The organism is Aeromonas simiae (assembly GCF_000820125.1).
GTDB classification, from domain to species: Bacteria; Pseudomonadota; Gammaproteobacteria; order Enterobacterales; family Aeromonadaceae; genus Aeromonas; species Aeromonas simiae.
In genome coordinates, this window is sequence record NZ_CDBY01000012.1 from 27,888 (window position 1) to 45,285 (window position 17,398).

At 63.0% G+C, this 17,398-nt stretch carries 20 protein-coding genes; 11 read left to right on the plus strand and 9 right to left on the minus strand.

What is annotated here, in order from left to right; all coding sequences use genetic code 11:
- The first annotated feature begins 1 nt into the window (after position 1).
- Both hflC and BN1134_RS02165 read left to right on the plus strand, forming a co-directional pair.
- Complete coding sequence (gene hflC / locus BN1134_RS02160; RefSeq protein WP_042044983.1) at positions 2-883, plus strand: protease modulator HflC; 882 nt, start codon at positions 2-4, stop codon at positions 881-883.
- Between the two features lie 54 nt (positions 884-937).
- Positions 938-1,126 carry a DUF2065 domain-containing protein gene (locus BN1134_RS02165; protein WP_042044984.1) on the plus strand — a complete coding sequence of 63 codons (189 nt, stop codon included), beginning with the start codon at positions 938-940 and terminating at the stop codon, positions 1,124-1,126.
- A gap of 44 nt (positions 1,127-1,170) precedes the next feature.
- Here BN1134_RS02165 and ispB read toward each other — a convergent pair whose 3' ends face one another.
- Entirely contained in the window at positions 1,171-2,142 is a 972-nt protein-coding gene (gene ispB / locus BN1134_RS02170) for an octaprenyl diphosphate synthase (protein ID WP_042044985.1), read from the minus strand.
- Positions 2,143-2,384: 242 nt separating this feature from the next.
- On the opposite strand from ispB, the gene rplU reads away from it, so the two are divergent.
- The 6 genes from rplU to folA all read left to right on the plus strand — a co-directional run bounded on the left by rplU (position 2,385) and on the right by folA (position 6,170).
- Positions 2,385-2,696, plus strand: a complete 312-nt coding sequence (gene rplU, locus BN1134_RS02175; protein ID WP_042044986.1) for a 50S ribosomal protein L21 — start codon at positions 2,385-2,387, stop codon at positions 2,694-2,696.
- Positions 2,697-2,714: 18 nt separating this feature from the next.
- On the plus strand, positions 2,715-2,972 hold the full coding sequence (gene rpmA / locus BN1134_RS02180) for a 50S ribosomal protein L27 (protein WP_005345817.1): 258 nt from the start codon (positions 2,715-2,717) through the stop codon (positions 2,970-2,972).
- Between the two features lie 141 nt (positions 2,973-3,113).
- Positions 3,114-4,298: an Obg family GTPase CgtA gene (cgtA, locus tag BN1134_RS02185; protein WP_042044987.1), complete on the plus strand. Its 1,185-nt coding sequence runs from the start codon at positions 3,114-3,116 to the stop codon at positions 4,296-4,298.
- Positions 4,299-4,409: 111 nt separating this feature from the next.
- Entirely contained in the window at positions 4,410-5,207 is a 798-nt protein-coding gene (locus BN1134_RS02190; protein WP_042044988.1) for a threonine/serine exporter family protein, read from the plus strand.
- On the plus strand, positions 5,204-5,671 hold the full coding sequence (locus BN1134_RS02195) for a threonine/serine exporter family protein (RefSeq protein ID WP_042044989.1): 468 nt from the start codon (positions 5,204-5,206) through the stop codon (positions 5,669-5,671). The genes BN1134_RS02190 and BN1134_RS02195 overlap by 4 nt, the downstream gene beginning before the upstream one ends.
- A gap of 10 nt (positions 5,672-5,681) precedes the next feature.
- Positions 5,682-6,170, plus strand: a complete 489-nt coding sequence (gene folA, locus BN1134_RS02200) for a type 3 dihydrofolate reductase (protein WP_042044990.1) — start codon at positions 5,682-5,684, stop codon at positions 6,168-6,170.
- A gap of 57 nt (positions 6,171-6,227) precedes the next feature.
- Here folA and BN1134_RS02205 read toward each other — a convergent pair whose 3' ends face one another.
- From BN1134_RS02205 to lptD, 6 genes are read right to left on the minus strand one after another with little or no spacing between them, the layout of a single operon-like run.
- Complete coding sequence (locus tag BN1134_RS02205; RefSeq protein ID WP_042044991.1) at positions 6,228-7,049, minus strand: symmetrical bis(5'-nucleosyl)-tetraphosphatase; 822 nt, start codon at positions 7,047-7,049, stop codon at positions 6,228-6,230.
- A 6-nt stretch (positions 7,050-7,055) separates the two neighbouring features.
- Positions 7,056-7,418 (minus strand): Co2+/Mg2+ efflux protein ApaG, encoded by a 363-nt coding sequence (gene apaG, locus BN1134_RS02210; protein WP_042044992.1) that lies wholly within the window; start codon positions 7,416-7,418, stop codon positions 7,056-7,058.
- Positions 7,418-8,227 (minus strand): 16S rRNA (adenine(1518)-N(6)/adenine(1519)-N(6))-dimethyltransferase RsmA, encoded by an 810-nt coding sequence (gene rsmA / locus BN1134_RS02215; protein ID WP_042044993.1) that lies wholly within the window; start codon positions 8,225-8,227, stop codon positions 7,418-7,420. Before rsmA ends, apaG begins: the two co-directional genes overlap by 1 nt.
- Positions 8,224-9,207 (minus strand): 4-hydroxythreonine-4-phosphate dehydrogenase PdxA, encoded by a 984-nt coding sequence (gene pdxA / locus BN1134_RS02220; RefSeq protein WP_042044994.1) that lies wholly within the window; start codon positions 9,205-9,207, stop codon positions 8,224-8,226. Before pdxA ends, rsmA begins: the two co-directional genes overlap by 4 nt.
- Positions 9,207-10,505: a peptidylprolyl isomerase SurA gene (surA, locus tag BN1134_RS02225; RefSeq protein WP_042044995.1), complete on the minus strand. Its 1,299-nt coding sequence runs from the start codon at positions 10,503-10,505 to the stop codon at positions 9,207-9,209. Before surA ends, pdxA begins: the two co-directional genes overlap by 1 nt.
- Before the next feature lie 26 nt (positions 10,506-10,531).
- Entirely contained in the window at positions 10,532-12,982 is a 2,451-nt protein-coding gene (gene lptD / locus BN1134_RS02230; protein WP_042044996.1) for an LPS assembly protein LptD, read from the minus strand.
- A gap of 174 nt (positions 12,983-13,156) precedes the next feature.
- Between lptD and BN1134_RS02235 the strand changes: the two genes are divergently transcribed.
- The 3 genes from BN1134_RS02235 to djlA are packed head-to-tail and all read left to right on the plus strand — an operon-like array spanning position 13,157 to position 15,657.
- Complete coding sequence (locus BN1134_RS02235) at positions 13,157-14,143, plus strand: aminoglycoside phosphotransferase family protein (protein ID WP_042044997.1); 987 nt, start codon at positions 13,157-13,159, stop codon at positions 14,141-14,143.
- Complete coding sequence (gene murU / locus BN1134_RS02240; RefSeq protein ID WP_042044998.1) at positions 14,140-14,814, plus strand: N-acetylmuramate alpha-1-phosphate uridylyltransferase MurU; 675 nt, start codon at positions 14,140-14,142, stop codon at positions 14,812-14,814. The genes BN1134_RS02235 and murU overlap by 4 nt, the downstream gene beginning before the upstream one ends.
- A gap of 6 nt (positions 14,815-14,820) precedes the next feature.
- Positions 14,821-15,657: a co-chaperone DjlA gene (gene djlA, locus BN1134_RS02245; RefSeq protein ID WP_042044999.1), complete on the plus strand. Its 837-nt coding sequence runs from the start codon at positions 14,821-14,823 to the stop codon at positions 15,655-15,657.
- 52 nt (positions 15,658-15,709) lie between these two features.
- Here the strand turns inward: djlA and BN1134_RS02250 are convergent, their stop codons facing one another.
- Positions 15,710-16,663, minus strand: coding sequence for a D-2-hydroxyacid dehydrogenase (locus BN1134_RS02250; protein WP_042045000.1), 954 nt, complete (start codon positions 16,661-16,663; stop codon positions 15,710-15,712).
- A 44-nt stretch (positions 16,664-16,707) separates the two neighbouring features.
- Positions 16,708-17,398, minus strand: a 691-nt coding sequence (locus tag BN1134_RS02255) for a DUF3530 family protein (RefSeq protein ID WP_042045004.1), incomplete at its 5' end; no start/stop codon positions are given.

Genomic DNA, 17,398 nt, shown 5'->3' on the forward strand with positions numbered 1-17,398 from the left:
GATGAAGAAACTGGCTATTGGGCTGGTTGCCCTGGTTGCCCTGATGGGCTTCACCTCGGTATTCGTGGTCAAGGAAGGTCAGCGCGGCATCGTCGTGCAGTTTGGTAAGGTGAAGCGTGATGGCGAAGGGCTGCCGCGCATCTACGAGCCGGGCCTGCACTTCAAGGTGCCCTTCATCGATGGGGTACGCCGCCTCGATGCTCGCATCCAGACGTTGGATGGTCAGGCTGACCGTTTCGTCACCTCGGAGAAGAAAGACCTTATCATCGACTCCTACGTGAAGTGGCGTATCGATGACTTTGCCAAGTTCTATCTGGCGACCGGCGGTGGTAACCAGGCGCAAGCCGAATCCCTGCTGCGCCGTCAGATCAACAACGGTCTGCGCTCCCAGATTGGTGGTCGTACCATCAAGGATATCGTCTCCGGCTCTCGTGGCACCGTGATGGAAGAGGCGCTGAAGAACTCGGCCCGCTCTGCCGAGCTGGGCATTCGGGTGGTGGATGTGCGTATCAAGCAGATCAACCTGCCGACCGAGGTCTCCAACTCCATCTATCAGCGGATGCGTGCCGAGCGTAATGCCGTTGCCCGTGAGCATCGCTCTCAGGGCCGCGAGAAGGCGGAGGTGTTGCGTGCCGATATCGATCGCAAGGTCACCGTGATGATCGCCGAGGCTGAGCGTAAGTCACGCCAACTGCGTGGTGAAGGGGATGCCGAGGCGGCCAAGATCTACGCCGAAACCTACAAGAAGGACCCGGAGTTCTTCAACTTCGTGCGCAGCATGGAGGCCTACACCAAGAGCTTCTCCGGTGGCGATGACATCATGGTCATCAAACCCGACAGCGAGTTCTTCCGCTTCCTCAAGCAGCCGCAAGGCGCTCAGTAAGCGAACCTGTGATGGGGGCCTGCATGTCAGGCCCCTTTTTTATGGAAGCCATGGATGAAGAGTCTGCTCATTGGTTTTGGGTTGATGCTGCTGTTCGAAGGGCTTGGCCCTCTGCTGTTTCCCCGTTTGTGGCAGCGGGTGCTGCGCCAGATAGGGGAGTGGCCTGCGGCCAGCTTGCACCGCTTGGGGGGCGCGCTGGTGGTCAGCGGCCTGGTGATCCTCTGGATGGTCATGCGGGAATAAAAAAAGAGAGCCTCGGCTCTCTTTTTTTATGGGGAAGCGGCGGATCAGGCGCTGCGCTGCACCGCCATGTGAGCCAGCATCTCCAACGCCTCACGATGAGGGCCAGCTGGCAGCGGTGCGAGGGCAGCAATGGCCTTGTCGGCCTCCTCGCGGGCCCGCTGGCGGGAGTAGTCGAGGGCGCCGGTGCGCTCCAGCGTGGCCAGAACGCGCTCCAGATGGTCCATGCCGTTGCGCAGCTCGATGGCATCGCGGATCAGCTGGCGCTCCTCTGCATTGCCGGCGGCCATGGCGTGCAGCAGTGGCAGCGTCGGCTTACCTTCGGCCAGATCGTCACCGACGTTCTTACCCATGTCCTTGCTGTCGGAGCAGTAGTCCATCACGTCATCGATGATCTGGAAGGCGGTACCGAGATACTTGCCGTAATCGGTCATGGCCTGCTCGATATCCGGTGACTGATGGGTGAGCACGGCCGCGAGGCGGGTTGCCGCCTCGAACAGCTTGGCGGTCTTGCAGTAGATGACCGTCATGTAACTCGCTTCGGTGGTATCCGGGTCATTGCAGTTCATCAACTGCAATACCTCTCCCTCGGCAATGGTGTTGGTGGCGTCGGCCAGAATCTCCATGATGCGCAGATTGGAGAGTTCTGACATCATCTGAAACGAGCGGCTATAGAGGTAGTCCCCCACCAACACGCTGGCGGCGTTACCGAACATGGCGTTGGCGGTCTCCCGACCGCGGCGCAGATCGGACTCGTCCACCACGTCATCGTGCAGCAGGGTGGAGGTGTGGATGAACTCTATGATGGCGGCCAGTTTGATATGGTCATTGCCGTCATAACCCAGGGCGCGGGCGGCGAGTACGGTAAGCAGGGGACGCATCCGTTTTCCGCCAGCGCTGATGATGTAGTAGCCGAGCTGGTTGATCAGGCTGACATCAGACTGCAACCGGTCGATGATCAAAGCGTTGACCGCCGTCATGTCGGCATCGGCCAGCGCGCGAATTCCCTGTTGGTCCATAGTTCTCGTTGTCTTGACGGCAGTCGTGACTGCCCTAGATTGCGGTTGCGGGGATTTTACACGAATTCACTATGGGTTACAGTTAAGCGTTTGGTGTGCCGGCAGAGGTGCGCACAAAATAAACTTTCTTTGAAATTGACCTTGCTTGAGCGGATCAATTTGCGTAAAATGCCGGCCCATTGTTATTCAGTTTTTGTGCACGTCTGCCAAGAGCAAAAGATGTGCCTATACGGAGTTAAAAAATGTACGCGGTATTCCAAAGCGGCGGAAAACAACACCGTGTAGCCGAAGGTCAAGTCGTTCGTCTGGAAAAGCTGGACGTCGAGACCGGTGCTGCCATCGAGTTCGATAAAGTTCTGATGGTTGCCGAAGGCGACACTTTCAAGGTTGGCGCTCCCTTCGTAGAAGGCGGCAAGGTAACGGCTGAAGTCGTTGCCCACGGCCGTGGCGACAAGGTCATGATCATCAAGTTCCGTCGTCGTAAGCACCATCGTAAGCAGATGGGCCATCGTCAGTGGTTCACTGAAGTCAAGATCACTGGCATCAGCGCTTAATCTTAAGGAGTCCGATAAATGGCACACAAAAAAGCTGGCGGTTCTTCCCGCAACGGTCGCGATTCCGAAGCCAAACGCCTGGGCGTGAAGCGTTTCGGTGGCGAGTCTGTACTGGCTGGCAACATCATCGTTCGTCAACGTGGTACCAAGTTCCACGCTGGTGACAATGTTGGTCTGGGCAAGGACCACACCCTGTTCGCTACCGCGAATGGCAAGGTGAAGTTCGAAGTTAAAGGTCCGAAGAACCGTAAGTACGTCAGCATCGTTGCTGAGTAATTACGGACCGCAAGGATCCGAGGCCCCGCCAACTGGCGGGGCTTTTGTTTGTGCAGGAAAACGGAACGCGAAGGGTTCTCCCCTGACAGCGGGCATTACTATAATGGCGTATCGGTTTTCGAGTTGAGGTGATGGTTATCCATGAAGTTTGTTGATGAAGCCCTGATTCGGGTCGACGCCGGTGACGGTGGCAACGGTTGCGTGAGCTTCCGTCGTGAGAAGTACATCCCCAACGGCGGGCCAGATGGTGGCGACGGCGGGGATGGCGGTGACGTCTACCTGATGGCCGATGAGAACCTCAACACCCTGATCGACTACCGTTTCGAGCGTTTCCACGCCGCCGAGCGCGGGGAAAATGGTCGGGGCGCCAACTGTACTGGCCGTCGTGGCAAGGATTTGATCCTGCGCGTCCCGGTTGGTAGCCGTGCGACGGATGAAGATACCGGCGAACTGCTGGGCGATCTGACCCGTCACGAGCAGAAGCTGCTGGTGGCCAAGGGGGGCTTCCACGGCCTCGGCAACACCCGTTTCAAGAGTTCGGTCAACCGAGCTCCGCGTCAGAAGAGCAACGGCACCCCGGGTGAAGTACGTAATCTGCGCCTTGAACTGCTGCTGCTGGCCGACGTTGGGATGCTGGGTCTGCCCAATGCCGGCAAATCCACCTTCATCCGCGCCGTCTCTGCCGCCAAGCCCAAGGTGGCTGATTATCCCTTCACCACCCTGGTGCCGAACCTCGGTGTGGTGCGTGGGGAGAATAGCCGCTCCTTCGTCATCGCCGATATTCCGGGGCTGATCGAGGGGGCTGCCGAAGGTGCCGGTCTGGGCATCCGCTTCCTCAAGCACCTTGAGCGCTGCCGCGTGTTGCTGCACCTGGTCGACATCTGCCCGTTCGATGGTTCGGATCCGGCCGAAAATGCAGTGACCATAGTCCAGGAGCTGGAGAAGTACAGCCCCGAGCTGGCCGCCAAGCCGCGCTGGCTGGTGTTCAACAAGCTGGATCTCATCCTCGAGGAAGAGGCGCAGGAAGTGATGGATCGCGTTAAGGATGCACTCGGTCACGAAGGCCCCACCTACGCCATCACCGCCATCAGCAAGGAAGGGACCCAGAAGGTCTGCTACGACATCATGGATCTGCTGGACACCATGCCGCGCCAGATGGAGCAGGACGCCCGTGACGCCATCGAGAAGGCCGAGTTCAAGTGGGATGACTACCATCGCAACCAGCTCGCCCAGATCGAAGAGGCGGCCGCCGTTGACGACCTTGACGATGATGACTGGGACGATGAGGATGATGACGGGGTCGAAATCATCTATGTTCGAGACTGATCCTCACCAGAAGCCGCCTCTCATGAGGCGGCTTTTTTGTTTTAGTGCAATCCTCCCTCACGCTGGCTGACGTAGAATGAGCCTTCTCTACTGGCAAGGACTTCAGGGAAGATGAAACAGGTTAGTCCAAGGCGGGTACTGTCGCGGGAGCAGCAGACAGAAGTGACCCGCATCATCGTCAAGGTGGCTCAGATGCTGGCCCAGTTCGGGGCAGAGAGCCGCATCATCGAACAAACCACGGTCCGCATCGGGCTGGCCCTCGGCCTTGAGAGCGTCGAGATGGCCATCTCGTCGAGCGCCATCGTGGTCACCAGTCTCTATGCGGGCAGTTGCGTCACCACCACCCGACGGGTGCGCGAACACGGCATCAACATGCAGGTGGTGTGCGAGATCCAGCGGATCTGCATCCTGGTCGAGAAGGAGCTTATCGGTGCTATCGAGGTGCGGCAGCGGCTCGAGGCCATCGTGCCCTTCCACTACCATCCCTGGCTGGTGGTGCCCATGGTCGGTCTCTCCTGCGGCGCTTTCAGCCTGTTGTTTGGCGGTGACTGGCCGGTCTTTCTCATCACCTCGCTGGCGGCGGCGGTGGCCATGCGGGTACGCCAGCTGATGGCGCGCCATCATCACAGCCCGCTGATCAATTTCGCCGTCACCGGCTTCATCGCCACCCTGCTTGCCTCGAGTGCCACCTTCTTCGGCTGGGGTGAGCAACCCTATCTGGCGATGGCGGCCAGCGTGCTGCTGCTGGTGCCGGGCTTCCCGCTCATCAATGCGGTCTCCGACATGGTGAAGGGCTACTTCAACATGGGGCTGGCCCGCTGGGGCACGGCAACCCTGCTCACCATGAGCGCTGCGCTCGGTATCCTGCTGGCCATGTCGGTGACCGGGATCTGGGGGTGGAAGGTATGATGGATCTGCTCTGGCTTCTGGCCAAGGACGCCTTCTGGTCGGCCATCCCCGCAGTGGGGTTTGCCATGATTTTCAACGTACCGCCGCGCCTGCTCAAGTATTGCGCCATGGGCGGGGCGCTGGCCCACAGCCTGCGCACCCTGCTCATCCACTCCGGGGGGCCGATCGAGTGGGCCACCCTGGCGGCGGCCACCACGGTCGGTTTTGTCTGCGTCTACTGGGCGCGTCGTCTGCTGGTGCCGCGCCCGGTGTTCAGCGTGGCCAGCATCATTCCGATGATCCCCGGCAGCTTCGCCTTCAAGGCGATGATCTCTATCGTCGAGCTCAACATCAACGGCTTCTCCCTGACCTTGCTCGAGAGTGCGCTGGAGAACGGCCTCAAGGCACTGTTCATCGTCGCAGCATTGAGCTTCGGTCTGGCGATCCCCTCATTGGTCGTGTACCGTAACCGGCCCATAGTGTGAGGGAGATGCGATGAAGATAGCCATGATTGCCGCCATGGCCCGGGATCGGGTGATCGGCCGCGACAACGCCATGCCCTGGCATCTGCCGGCGGATCTGGCCCATTTCAGGCAAGTGACCATGGGCAAGCCGATCCTGATGGGGCGGCGCACCTTCGAATCGATCGGACGCCCGCTGCCGGGTCGCCGCAATCTGGTGATCAGCTCCAATCCGGACTATGCCCCCGCCGGGGTCGAGGTGGTGGATTCCATTGAAGCGGCGTTTGCCGCTCTGGCGGAGTCGCCGGAAGTGATGGTGATCGGCGGGGGTCGGCTCTATGGCCAGTTGCTGGATCTGGCCGATACCCTCTACCTGACCCACATCGAGCTGACCGTGGAGGGGGACACCCGCTTCCCCGACTACCACCAGCTCTCATGGCGTCAGGTGGCCGAGGAGTCACACCAGCCCGATGAGCGCAACCCCTATGCCTACCGCTTCGAGACATTGGAGCGGTTGCGCTGAGAAGCGTAAAAAGCGCAGAGGCCACCCTAGGGTGGCCTCTTTGTCATGCCGCGCCTGTCACTTGGCGTGAACAGGGCAGGGGGTGGCGATGAGGGCATCATCCTCGTAGCGCCACAGGGTCAGGCTGTTACCCCAGACACAGCCGGTGTCGAGCGCCTTGATGTCGGCCACGGCGCACTGACCCATCAGCGCCGCCCAGTGGCCGAAGACGATGATGGGATCATCGACGTGGTGCTCGCGCTGCTCGAACCAGGGGCGCAGGCCGGGGGTTGACTCCTTCGGCCCCAGCTTGCACTTGAAGTCGAGACGGCCGTCGAAGTAGCAAAAACGCATCCGGGTGAAGACGTTGATGATGTAGCGGTAGCGCTCGATCCCGGTCAGCTCGTTGCTCCAGCTGTCGGGGTGATCGCCGTACATGTGCTTGAGCAGCCACTGGTACTGCTCTCCTTGCAACAGGCTTTCGACTTCACGGGCGCACTGGCGGGCCAGGGTCACGTCCCAGGCTGGTGAGAGGCCGGCGTGCACCATCAGCAGCGGATGCTCGGGGTGTTCGGCCAGCAGCGGCTGGAAGCGCAGCCAGTCGAGCAGCTCGGCGGCGTCGGGCGCCTTGATGATGGGCTCGATCTTGTCTTTCTTCTTGAGCGTGGCGTGGCCGCCCGCCACTGCAAGCAGATGCAGGTCGTGATTGCCGAGCACGGTGACGGCCCGCTCGCCGAGGGATTTGACGAAGCGCAGCACGCTGAGTGAATCGGGGCCGCGGGCGACCAGATCACCGCACAGCCAGAGGGTATCCTCGGTCGGATCGAACTTGGCAAGGTCCAGCAGACGGCGCAGATCGTCATAGCAGCCCTGGACATCGCCGACAAAACAGTTAGCCATGAAGCCTCAGTTGATGATGTGGGGTACCGCCAGGGTGAAGGGGGCGATGGGAGCTTCAAACTCCTCACCCTCTTCATCCTGCATCAGATAACTGCCTTCCATGACCCCCAGCGGGGTATCCAGCGGGACACCGCTCTGGTAGCTGAAGACCTGGCCCGGTGCGATGATGGGCTCCTCGCCAACCACGCCGGGGCCTTCCACTTCGATGTGCCGTCCTTCGCCATCGGTGATGAGCCAGCGACGGCGCAGCAACTGCACCGACAGGCTGCCGTGATTCTCGATCTCGATGCGGTAGTTAAACTGCCACGGAGATTGGCTCCCCTCCACGTAGGAGGGGAAGGCGTATACCCTGACATCGTGCTTTTCCATCAGGCCGCCTGTTGATCTGCCAGCCAGTTGGCGATCATGACGAACTGCTCCACCGAGAGGTTCTCCGGGCGCAGGTTGCCATCGATGCCCAGTCCGGCCAGTTGTTCGGCGGTGATGAAGTTGGAGAAGCAGTTGCGGATGGTCTTGCGGCGTTGGCCGAAGCCCTCGGTGCAGACCCGGCTTAGCAGGCGCACGTCCTTGGCCACGAAGGGTTTCTGCTTGTGGGGCATCAGGCGAACCACGGCGGAGTCGACCTTGGGGGCCGGCTTGAAGGCGCCGGGGCCCACTTCCAGCACCGGGATGACCTGGCAGTAGTACTGGGTCATCACGCTCAGGCGCCCATAGGCCTTGCTGCCGGGGCCGGCCGCCAGACGCAGTACCACTTCCTTTTGCAGCATGAAGTGCATGTCTTGCACCTGCTCGGCGTATTCGCACAGGTGGAAGATCAGCGGGGTCGAGATGTTGTAGGGCAGGTTGCCGAAGATGCGCAGGGGGCGGCCCGGCTGCATCAGGGTGCTGAAGTCGAAGCGCATGGCATCGGCCTCGATCACTGTCAGCTTCTTGGAGAGCACCGGGTGCTCGCGCAGGCGAGCCGCCAGATCGCGGTCGAGCTCGACCACGGTCATGTGGTCGATCCGCTCGCAGACCGGCTCGGTCAACGCGGCCAGACCCGGGCCGATTTCCACCAGGTTTTCACCCGACTGGGGATAGATGGCATCGACGATCTGGCCGATGACGTAGCGATCGTGCAGGAAGTTCTGACCGAAACGCTTGCGGGCCGTATGGCCCATGTGCACCTTACTATTCATGTTCTCTTTTCTACCATCTTGATGGCGTGGTGGATGGCGGTCAGTAGACTGCCCGTGTCGGCGCGGCCGGTGCCGGCCAGGTCGAGGGCGGTGCCGTGATCCACCGATGTGCGGATAAAGGGGAGGCCCAGGGTGATGTTGACCGCCTTGCCGAAGCCCTTGTACTTGAGCACCGGCAGTCCCTGGTCGTGGTACATGGCGAGTACCGCATCCGCATCCTTGAGGTATTTCTCCTGGAACAGGGTGTCGGCCGGCAGCGGGCCGACCAGATCCATCCCTTCGTCACGAAGTTGCGCCAGCGTAGGCTCGATCACCTCGATCTCTTCGCGGCCGAGGTGGCCCCCCTCGCCGGCGTGGGGATTGAGGCCGCACACATAGATGCGCGGCCGGGCAATGCCGAACTTGCTGCGCAGATCCTGGTTGAGGATCCGCACGATGCGGGTCAGTTTGGCCGGGGTGATGGCCTTGGCGACGCTGGCCAACGGCAGGTGGGTGGTGACCAGCGCGACGCGCAGCCCCTCGGTGGCCAGCATCATCACCACCTCGGCGGTGGCGGACTGCTCGGCAAAAAACTCGGTATGGCCGCTGAAGGCGACCCCGGCCTGATTGATGATGCCCTTGTGTACCGGGCCCGTCACCAGGGCGGCGAACTCGCCGCTCAGGTTGCCCTCGCCGGCGCGGCGCAGGGTTTCCAGCACATAGGCGCCGTTGCCTGCATCGAGCCGGCCCGGCTCGCTCGGCACGCCAAGCGGCACCGGACAGACGGTGAGGGTACCGGGGGCTTGCGCCTTGGGCGGCTCTGCCGGGTCATAGGGCTGCAACTCGATCTTAAGCCCGAGCCGCTCGGCCCGTTCCGCCAGCAGGGCAGGGTCAGCCACCGCCACCAGTTGGTGCGGCCAGCCTTGTCCGGCGATCTGCAAGATGAGGTCGGGGCCTACCCCGGCCGGTTCGCCGGGGGTCAGGGCGATACGGCAAGTCATCAGCTGCGGCCATCCTCGATACGGATGTAGGCGCTGTCACGCAGCTCGTCCATCCAGCTCTGCACCTCTTCGGAGAAGCGGCGGTTGTAGATGAGCTGGTAGGCACGCTGCTCCATGGCCTTGTCGGTGGCGTCCTGGCTGCGGCGATCCTCAACCTGAACGATGTGCCAACCGAAGCTGGTGCGGAACGGCTGGCTGATCTGGCCCGGTTGCAGGCGGTTGACCATGTCGCGGAATTCCGGTGCATACATGTCGGGAGAGGCCCAGCCCAGCTCGCCGCCCTGAACGGCAGAGCCCGGATCTTCGGAGTACTTCTCGGCCAGCTGGGCGAAGGTCGCCTTGCCGGTCTTGAGATCGTTGAGGAAGCCGTCGAGCATCCCCTTGGCCTTGTCCTCGCTCAGGATGATCGAGGGCTTGATCAGGATGTGGCGGGCCTTCACCTCGGTCAGGTTGACCTGCTGCTGGCCCTTGGTGTCGAACACCTTGATGATGTGCAGGCCGGCGCCGGAGCGCAGCGGGCCAATGATGTCACCCTTGCCGGCCCCCTGGACCGCTTCGGCCATCAGGGTCGGCATCTCCTGCGGGCTCATCCAGCCCCAGTCACCCCCTTCCAGAGCTTTGGGGCCGTTACTCTCGGCGATCGCCAGCTTGCGGAAGTCGGCACCCTCCTTGAGGGCGTTGAGCAGGCGCAGGGCCTTGGATTTGGCCGCATCGAGCTGTTCGGCGCTGGGGTTGTCCGGCAGGGCGATCTGGATATGACCGATGTGGTACTCGCTCTGTTGTTGCCCTTGCTGCTTGATGACATCCACCACCTGCTTCACCTCCTGATCGGAGATGTTGATGCGGCGGCGCACCTGGTTGCGGCGCACTTCGCTCATCAGGATCTCGCGGCGCACCTCTTCGCGGTATTGGGCATAGCTCATCCCCTCGCGATCCAGCTGGGCACGCATCTGCTCCATGCTCATGCGGTTGTCGGCGGCGATGCCGGCGATGGCCTGCTCGAGCTGGGTATCGCTCACCCGCAGGCCCTGGCGGTCGGCCAGTTGCAGCACCAGGCTCTCTTGGATCAGGCGATCCAGCGCCTGGCGGCGCAGGGTGGCGTCATCGGGCAGGGACTGGCCCTGCTCCTGGGCGGAGATCTTCACCTTGCGCACCAGTGCATCCTGCTGGCTGGCCAGCACCACGTCCTTGTTGACCACGGCGAGGACGCGATCGATGAGCTCGGGGGCTGCCAGTGCCGACGAGCTCAGGGCGCCAAGGGTACCTGCGGTCAGCAGGGCGATCAGGGTCTTTTTCATATCCATCTCTCAGGGCTGAACCAGCATCACTGCTGGTCTTTCAGATTGAACGGGCGAACATAGGGGAGCAGCTCGGTATCCAGAGTGACGCTGCGGCCACCGGTACCCACGCTGCCAAGCCCCTTCATTTCAAATTGCAGACCGATGGTGCGCTCGGAGGTCGGCGTCATGGTCACGTTATCCGGCTTGTTATGCCACTCCATGCTCAGGTTGATACTCCAGCAGCAGGAGTCGTACTTGATGCCGAGCTTGCGGTCGATGTTGATGTCCTGCTCCACGTCGCGGTAGTAACCGCCGTAAGCCTGCCACTGGCGATCGATGGGGGCCATCATGACCAGGCCGACCTGGTACAGATCCTTGGCCATGTTGCGATTGAAGGGGTCTTCCAGGTCGTAGTTGCCGTCCTTGATGAAGCGGTAGTTGAGCTGACTGACCAGACGATCGGCATCGGCGCGGTACTCGACCGCGGCGTTACCGGCGTTGAACTCGCCGTGCTCGGTGTCGTACTGGGTGCCGGCGTGGGCAAACCAGTTGTCGGTGACACGGGCATCCCCTTCGAAGGAGAGCAGGGAGCGCGAGCTGCTGCTCGACGAGTCGGACGGGTAGAGGCGAACCTTGGGCGGCGTCATCTCGAAGGCCTGAGCCACCGCCAGACGCAGTCGCTCATCCCCCACGTTGTCGTAGACCCGGCTGGTCAGGCCGGTGGTGATGCGGTTGGCGTCGCTGATACGGTCGAGGCCGGCGAAGCGGCGATCGCTGAACAGGCTGTAGTAGTCCTGACGCATGTCGGTCGAGTCATAGATGCCGATCTCGTCCTGATTTTTGTACGGGACGTAGAGGTACTGCACCTCGGGCTCCAGGGTCTGGGTGCCCTTGCCGTCAAACCAAGCCAGGGTGCGATCGAAGTTGAAGCCGCCCTTGAGACGCAGTGAGGGCAGAGTGCGGCTGATGGTGCCGTCCTTGAGGGTCAGCTGACCGTCTTTGGTGAACAGGTTGCGGTCATAGGCATAGAGCTGGCCGGGGTCAGGGACATCCTGGTTGTAGCTGGTATACATCAGCCGGTACTGGCTGGTGAGGTAGTAGCCGGGGGCATCCACCAGCGGCATGGTCAGGGTTGGTGCCAGGTGCAGACGGGTGGCGGTGTAGCGCTCGCCGGTCTGGGCGGCGGTCGCCTGATTGCCGCTGTAGTCGAACTTGGTCAGCTCGTTGTTGAGGGCAAAGTCATACCAGCTGCCCTGATGGTAATAGTTGTGGTTGATGCGCGGCAGCATGGAGTGGGGCAGCCGGGTGGTGGGCAGCAAGATCTGGTAGCTGCGCGCCTCGGTGGTGAGGTTCCAGTTGTCCTGGTAGTAGCCGGCGCGGAACGACTGCTGCAACTGGTTGTCGACCTGCACCCCGACCTTGGGGCTGAAGTCGTTGAAATAGTTGAAGTCGTGATCGCGAACCTTGGTGTAATCCAGGTTCATGCGCAAGGCGCCGTCCATGAAGCTGGAGCTGTGGCGCGCATTGAACAGGTAGCGGTGACCGTCATCCAGATAACGATTCAGGCTGTCCAGATCGTCGTACTGCTTGTCGCTGGCCAGGTTCTCCGCATACAGCGAGCCGCTGTGGCGCGGGTCCAGCATGTAGCGAAACTCCACCTGCTCCATCAGACCACGGCGATCCATGAAGCGCTGGGTGATGGTGGCGTCGTAGTTGGGCGCGATGTTCCAGTAGAAGGGCTGGATGAGCTCCATCCCGTTGCCCGAGCTCTGGGTATAGCCGGGGTAGAGCAGGCCGGTCTTGCGCTGGTCCTTGATCGGGAAGTTGATATAGGGGAAGTAGAAGACCGGGTAGTCATACAGCCAGAGGCTGGCGTTCCACGCCTCGCCGAACACCTCGTTCTGGTCGATGTCGATGCTGCCCGCCTTGAGCGTCCACACCTCCTGGCCCGGCGGGCAGGTGGTGTACTGGGCCCCTTCCAGGGTGATGTTCTGGTTGTCGTTGGTCATGGTGACCCGCTGGGCGGAGCCACGCACCGGCGAGCCGTGTACCTGGTACTTGCCCTCTTCCAGCTCGGAGTTCTTGGTGTCCAGGTTGGACTTCAGCGTCTTGTCGCTGGTGACGGTGATCTGGCCATCGCTGTAATAGATGTTGCCGATGGCAATCACGTCCTTGGTCTGCTGGTCGAGCTGGGCATAGTCAGAGTCAAACTTGCGCACGCCCTGGCGCACCTTGACGTCGCCCTGATAGACGGCGGTGCCGCCCTGTTTGGCTTCCAGTCGGTCGGCATCGACCTCGACCGGCAGCGCGTTGGCGTCCACCCCGGTCGGCGCCTTCTCCACCTTGGGCACATAGTCGTAGCAGAGGCCGTCCAGCATACCGGTGGCCGGCGGGGTCGGCAGGGAGGCGGCCCATCCCGCAGTCGGGGCAAGCACGGGAACCAATCCCAGAGTCAGTGCAAGGGGGCCGGTGATGCCCGCAGTCCGTTTGGTCATGAGATGAAGACTCGAAATTCGAATGGTGACAGCCTAAACAAGACACGCATTTTACGACAGGATTGGCTGAGTTGACATTGCATGTCATTGCTTTATGTTAGCCGGCAATCATAAAGCATTCCGACGGCCAGGGCTAACCTCCCGCTGAGGCCGCCCATTCTGGTTCTAGTTCCCATGCATGATCGCGCAGTTTTGCTCACCTTATGGGCCCGCCAACAGGTGGCGGATGATGCCCTGACGCTCACCCTCATCTCTGGCGATGCCAGCTTTCGCCGCTACTATCGCGGCGCCGGCCTCATCTGGGTGGATGCCCCGCCGAGCACCGAAAAAAACCGTGAATTTGTCCGCAATGCCGCGGCATTGGCGGCCGCCGGCGTGCGGGCGCCCGAGGTGAAGGGGGTCGACTACGAGCAGGGCTTGCTGTGCGTGACAGATCTTGGCGACACCGCGCTGCTCAATGTGCTGAATGAAGAGAACGTGGCGAGCTGGTATGGGCGCGCCATCGACCTGCTGCCGGCCCTGGCACAGGTCGAGCTCGAACTCGAGCCCTTCGATGCGCCCTTCATGGCCCGTGAGAACGCCATTTTGCCGGAGTGGCTGCTCGGTCATCACCTGGGGCTGACGCTGTCGGAGGAGGAGCAGGCCCTGCTGGCCCGCACCTTTGCGCAGCTCACCGCCAACAACCTAGAGCAGGTGCAAGGGGTCATGCACCGCGACTTTCACAGCCGCAACCTGATGGTGTACGGCGAGCCGGCGCAGGGCGAGCTGGCGGTGATCGATTTTCAGGACATGGTGCTGGGGCCGGTGACCTACGATCTGGTCTCCCTGCTCAAAGATTGCTACGTGCGCTGGCCGGATGCGGTGATCGAAGAGGGGATGCAGCAAGGCTTCTCGGTATTGGGGCAGGCCGGTCTGCTCGGGGCGACCGACTACGCTACCTTCCGCCGTCAGGCCGATCTCACCGGCATGCAGCGTCACCTCAAGGCGGCCGGCATCTTCGCCCGGCTGCATCACAGAGACGGCAAGTCCGGCTACCTCAAGGACATCCCGCGCACCCTCGATTATGTGGTCGAGGTGTGTGAGCGCTATGGCGAGCTGGCCGAGTTCGGCCACTGGCTCACGCGCCGCGTGCTGCCGGCCTTGCCGGAGGCGCGCTCATGAAGGCGATGATCCTGGCGGCCGGACGCGGCGAGCGGATGCGCCCGCTCACCGATAGCCTGCCCAAGCCGCTGCTGGCGGTGGGGGGCAAACCCCTCATCGTGCACCACATCGAACGACTGCGCTCGGCCGGCATCACTGAGCTGGTCATCAACCACGCCTGGCTCGGCCACAAGCTGGTCGAGGCGCTTGGCGACGGCGCCGCCCTCGGGGTCCGCATTGCGTGGTCGGCAGAGCCGAGTGCGCTGGAAACCGCCGGCGGCATAGTGCAGGCCCTGCCCCTGCTCGGCGACGCGCCGTTTCTGGTGCTCAACGGCGATACTTGGCTCGATCTGGATTACGCCCCCCTCATCCGCCAGCCACTGGGCGAGGATCTGGCTCACCTCTGGCTGGTGGACAACCCGCCCCAGCATCCGCACGGCGACTTCTCGTTGCAGGCGGAGCGGGTCATCGACCGACCCGGTCTCACCTTCAGCGGGGTTGCGCTTTATCATCCGGCCGCCTTTGCCGGCCTGGCACCGGGGGCGCGCAAGCTGGCGCCGCTGCTGCGCGAATGGATGGCGGATGGCCGGGTCGGTGGCAGCCACCTAAAGGGGGATTGGCGCGATATCGGCACGCCCGAGCGGCTGGCCCAACTCGACAGCGAACTGCGGGCCCGCGGGGCCGCGAGGTAACTTCTCATGCGTATCTGGGGCAAGGTGCTCGGCGCCTTCTTTGGTTTTCTGCTCGGCAATGTCTTCGGTCTGCTGATCGGCCTGTGGATCGGCCATCGCTTCGACACCGGCATGGGGTTGCAGGCGGGCTTTCGCCGCCGCCCTTCCGAGCAGCAACAGGCCATCTTCTTCCACGCCACCTTTGCGGTGATGGGCCACATTGCCAAGGCGAGCGGCCAGGTGACCGAGAGCGAGATCCGGGTCGCCTCCAACCTGATGGATCGGATGCGCCTGACCGGTGACCTGCGCGCCCGCGCCCAGGACTCCTTTCGTCAGGGCAAGGCGGGGGACTTCCCGCTGCGCGCCACCCTGGCTGAGTTTCGCGAGGCCTGCATGGGGCAGCGCGACATCTTGCGCTTCTTCCTCGAGGTGCAGTTGCAGGCCGCCTTCGCCGACGGTAAGGTGCCGCCCGAGGAGCGTCAGATCTTGCAGATCGTGGCCGAGGAGCTCGGCTTTAGCCGCTTCGAGCTGGAGCGGATCCTGGCCATGGCGGAGGCGCAGATGCACTTCTACCGGGACGGTGGCTCCCGTAGCGGCAGCCAGCAGCAGGGCTGGGGGGGCCAGCAGGCCAGCCGCGAGCCGCCGCGCGATCGGCTCAAAGATGCCTACCAGCTGCTCGGGGTGAGTGAGGGCGATTCGGATCAGGAGGTCAAGAAGGCCTACCGCAAGGAGATGGCCAAGCACCACCCGGACAAGCTGGCCGCCAAGGGGTTGCCCCCCGAGATGATGGAGATGGCCAAGCAGAAGGCTCAGGAGATCCAGAGCGCATGGGAGATGATCCGCGAGGTGCGCGGCATCCGCTAGACGCCCTTTCGCCACGAAAAAGACCACCCTTGGGTGGTCTTTTTTTATCCCTTCACACCAGCTGGCGCAGTGGCGTGCCGGCGGTGAAGGCGTCGATGTTCTCGATGACCTGATTGGCGAGGCGCTGCATGGCGCCGGCGCTGGCCCAGGCCACATGAGGGGTGAGGATGAAGTTGGGCAGGGCGAGCGCCTGCATCAGCGGGTGATCCGCCGGGGGCGGCTCCTGGCTGGCCACATCGAAGCCGGCGCCGCCGAGGTGGCCACTGCGCAGCGCCGCCAGCAGCGCCTGCTCGTCGACCAGCCCGCCGCGCCCCACGTTGATCAGCAGGGCGCCCGGCTTCATGGCGGCCAACTCGGCGGCACCGATGAGGTGGCGGGTCTGCTCGGTGAGCGGGCAGTGCAGGCTGAGGATGTCCGAGCTTTGCAGCAGCTCGTCAAGCGGCAGGCGATCCGGGGTCGGCTCGCCGCCGCGCAGGCTGGTGGCGTAGCGCACGGTTAGGCCGAGCGCCTCGGCACGGCGACCCAGATCCCGGCCTATGGTGCCGCGCCCTATGATGCCGAGCTGGCGTCCTGCCAGATCCATGATGCCGTGATCGAAGAAGCAGAAGCGGCCGCTCTCCTGCCAGCGGCCCGCGGCCAGCGAAAGCTGCCATCCCTTGAGGTTGCGTGCCAGCGCCAGCATCAGGGCCAGGGCATGCTCGGGCACCGAGGGGCCGGCGTAACCCTGTACGTTACAGACGTGGATGCCACGCTCGCGGCAGGCCGCCAGATCGACGTTGTCAGATCCCGTGGCGGCCAGCACGATCAGCCGCAGCGCAGGCAAGGCGGCCAGTTCGGCGGCGCCGAGCCGCACCTTGTTGACGATGGCCACGCTGGCCCCTTGCAGCCGTTCAACCACCTGAGCCGGCGTCGTGGTTGGGTATTCGATCCAGGTGTGGGCGCAGGCGGGGCGGCCGAGCCGCACCGAGGGTGCCAGGGTGTCGCGGTCGAGAAAGACGATCTGCATGGAGCCTCCTTGGGGTGAGGCTCCATCATGCCAAGGAGGGGGCCTCAGAGCCAGCCGAGGTGATGCAGCCACCCCTGCAACTGGCCTGGGATCTCCTCCGTGTCGGCCAGGGCGTAGGGGCGATAATCGAGCTTGCTGCCGCGCTTGCTCTCGATGCGGCGAGCCTCGGCGGCCGAACGCGACCAGAGTGAGCCCTCCTCCCGGTAGAGATCCAGCACGGGGGCCGGGGCCCGCGCCACATCGCGCGCCAGCACCAGGTTGGCGGCCGAGTCGGGGAAGGCGGCATCGAGCAGCACCAGGGCGTCGGGGGCCGGCAGCTGCTCGCTGGCGATGAGGTTGCTGACCCAGGCGGCGGCCGAGCCCTGGGCCAGGATCAGGCGAAAGCCCCCCTCTTGCAGCTTGGCCTCGCTCAGACGGGTGATCCGATCGCTCAGGTAGTGGCGGAAATCATCGCGCAGCTTGCTCTTTTTCTCGTCTGCCGGATTGAGGGCCCCCTGATTGGAGTGGGGCAGCAGCAGCAGGGTGTCGAACCCCATGGTGGTGAGGGCGGGGGAGAGTTGCCACAAGGTGGCACTGCCCTGCCACTCGGGCAGCAGCAGTACCAGGCCCAGGTAGTGCTCGCCCCTGTGTTCGGCAAACAGCACCTGATCCTGTTCGAGCTGCTTGCTGGCCGGGGTGCGCTGCCAGTCCTGGCGCAGCATGCGATCATCCGCGCTGGTTGGCGGGGGCGGCGCC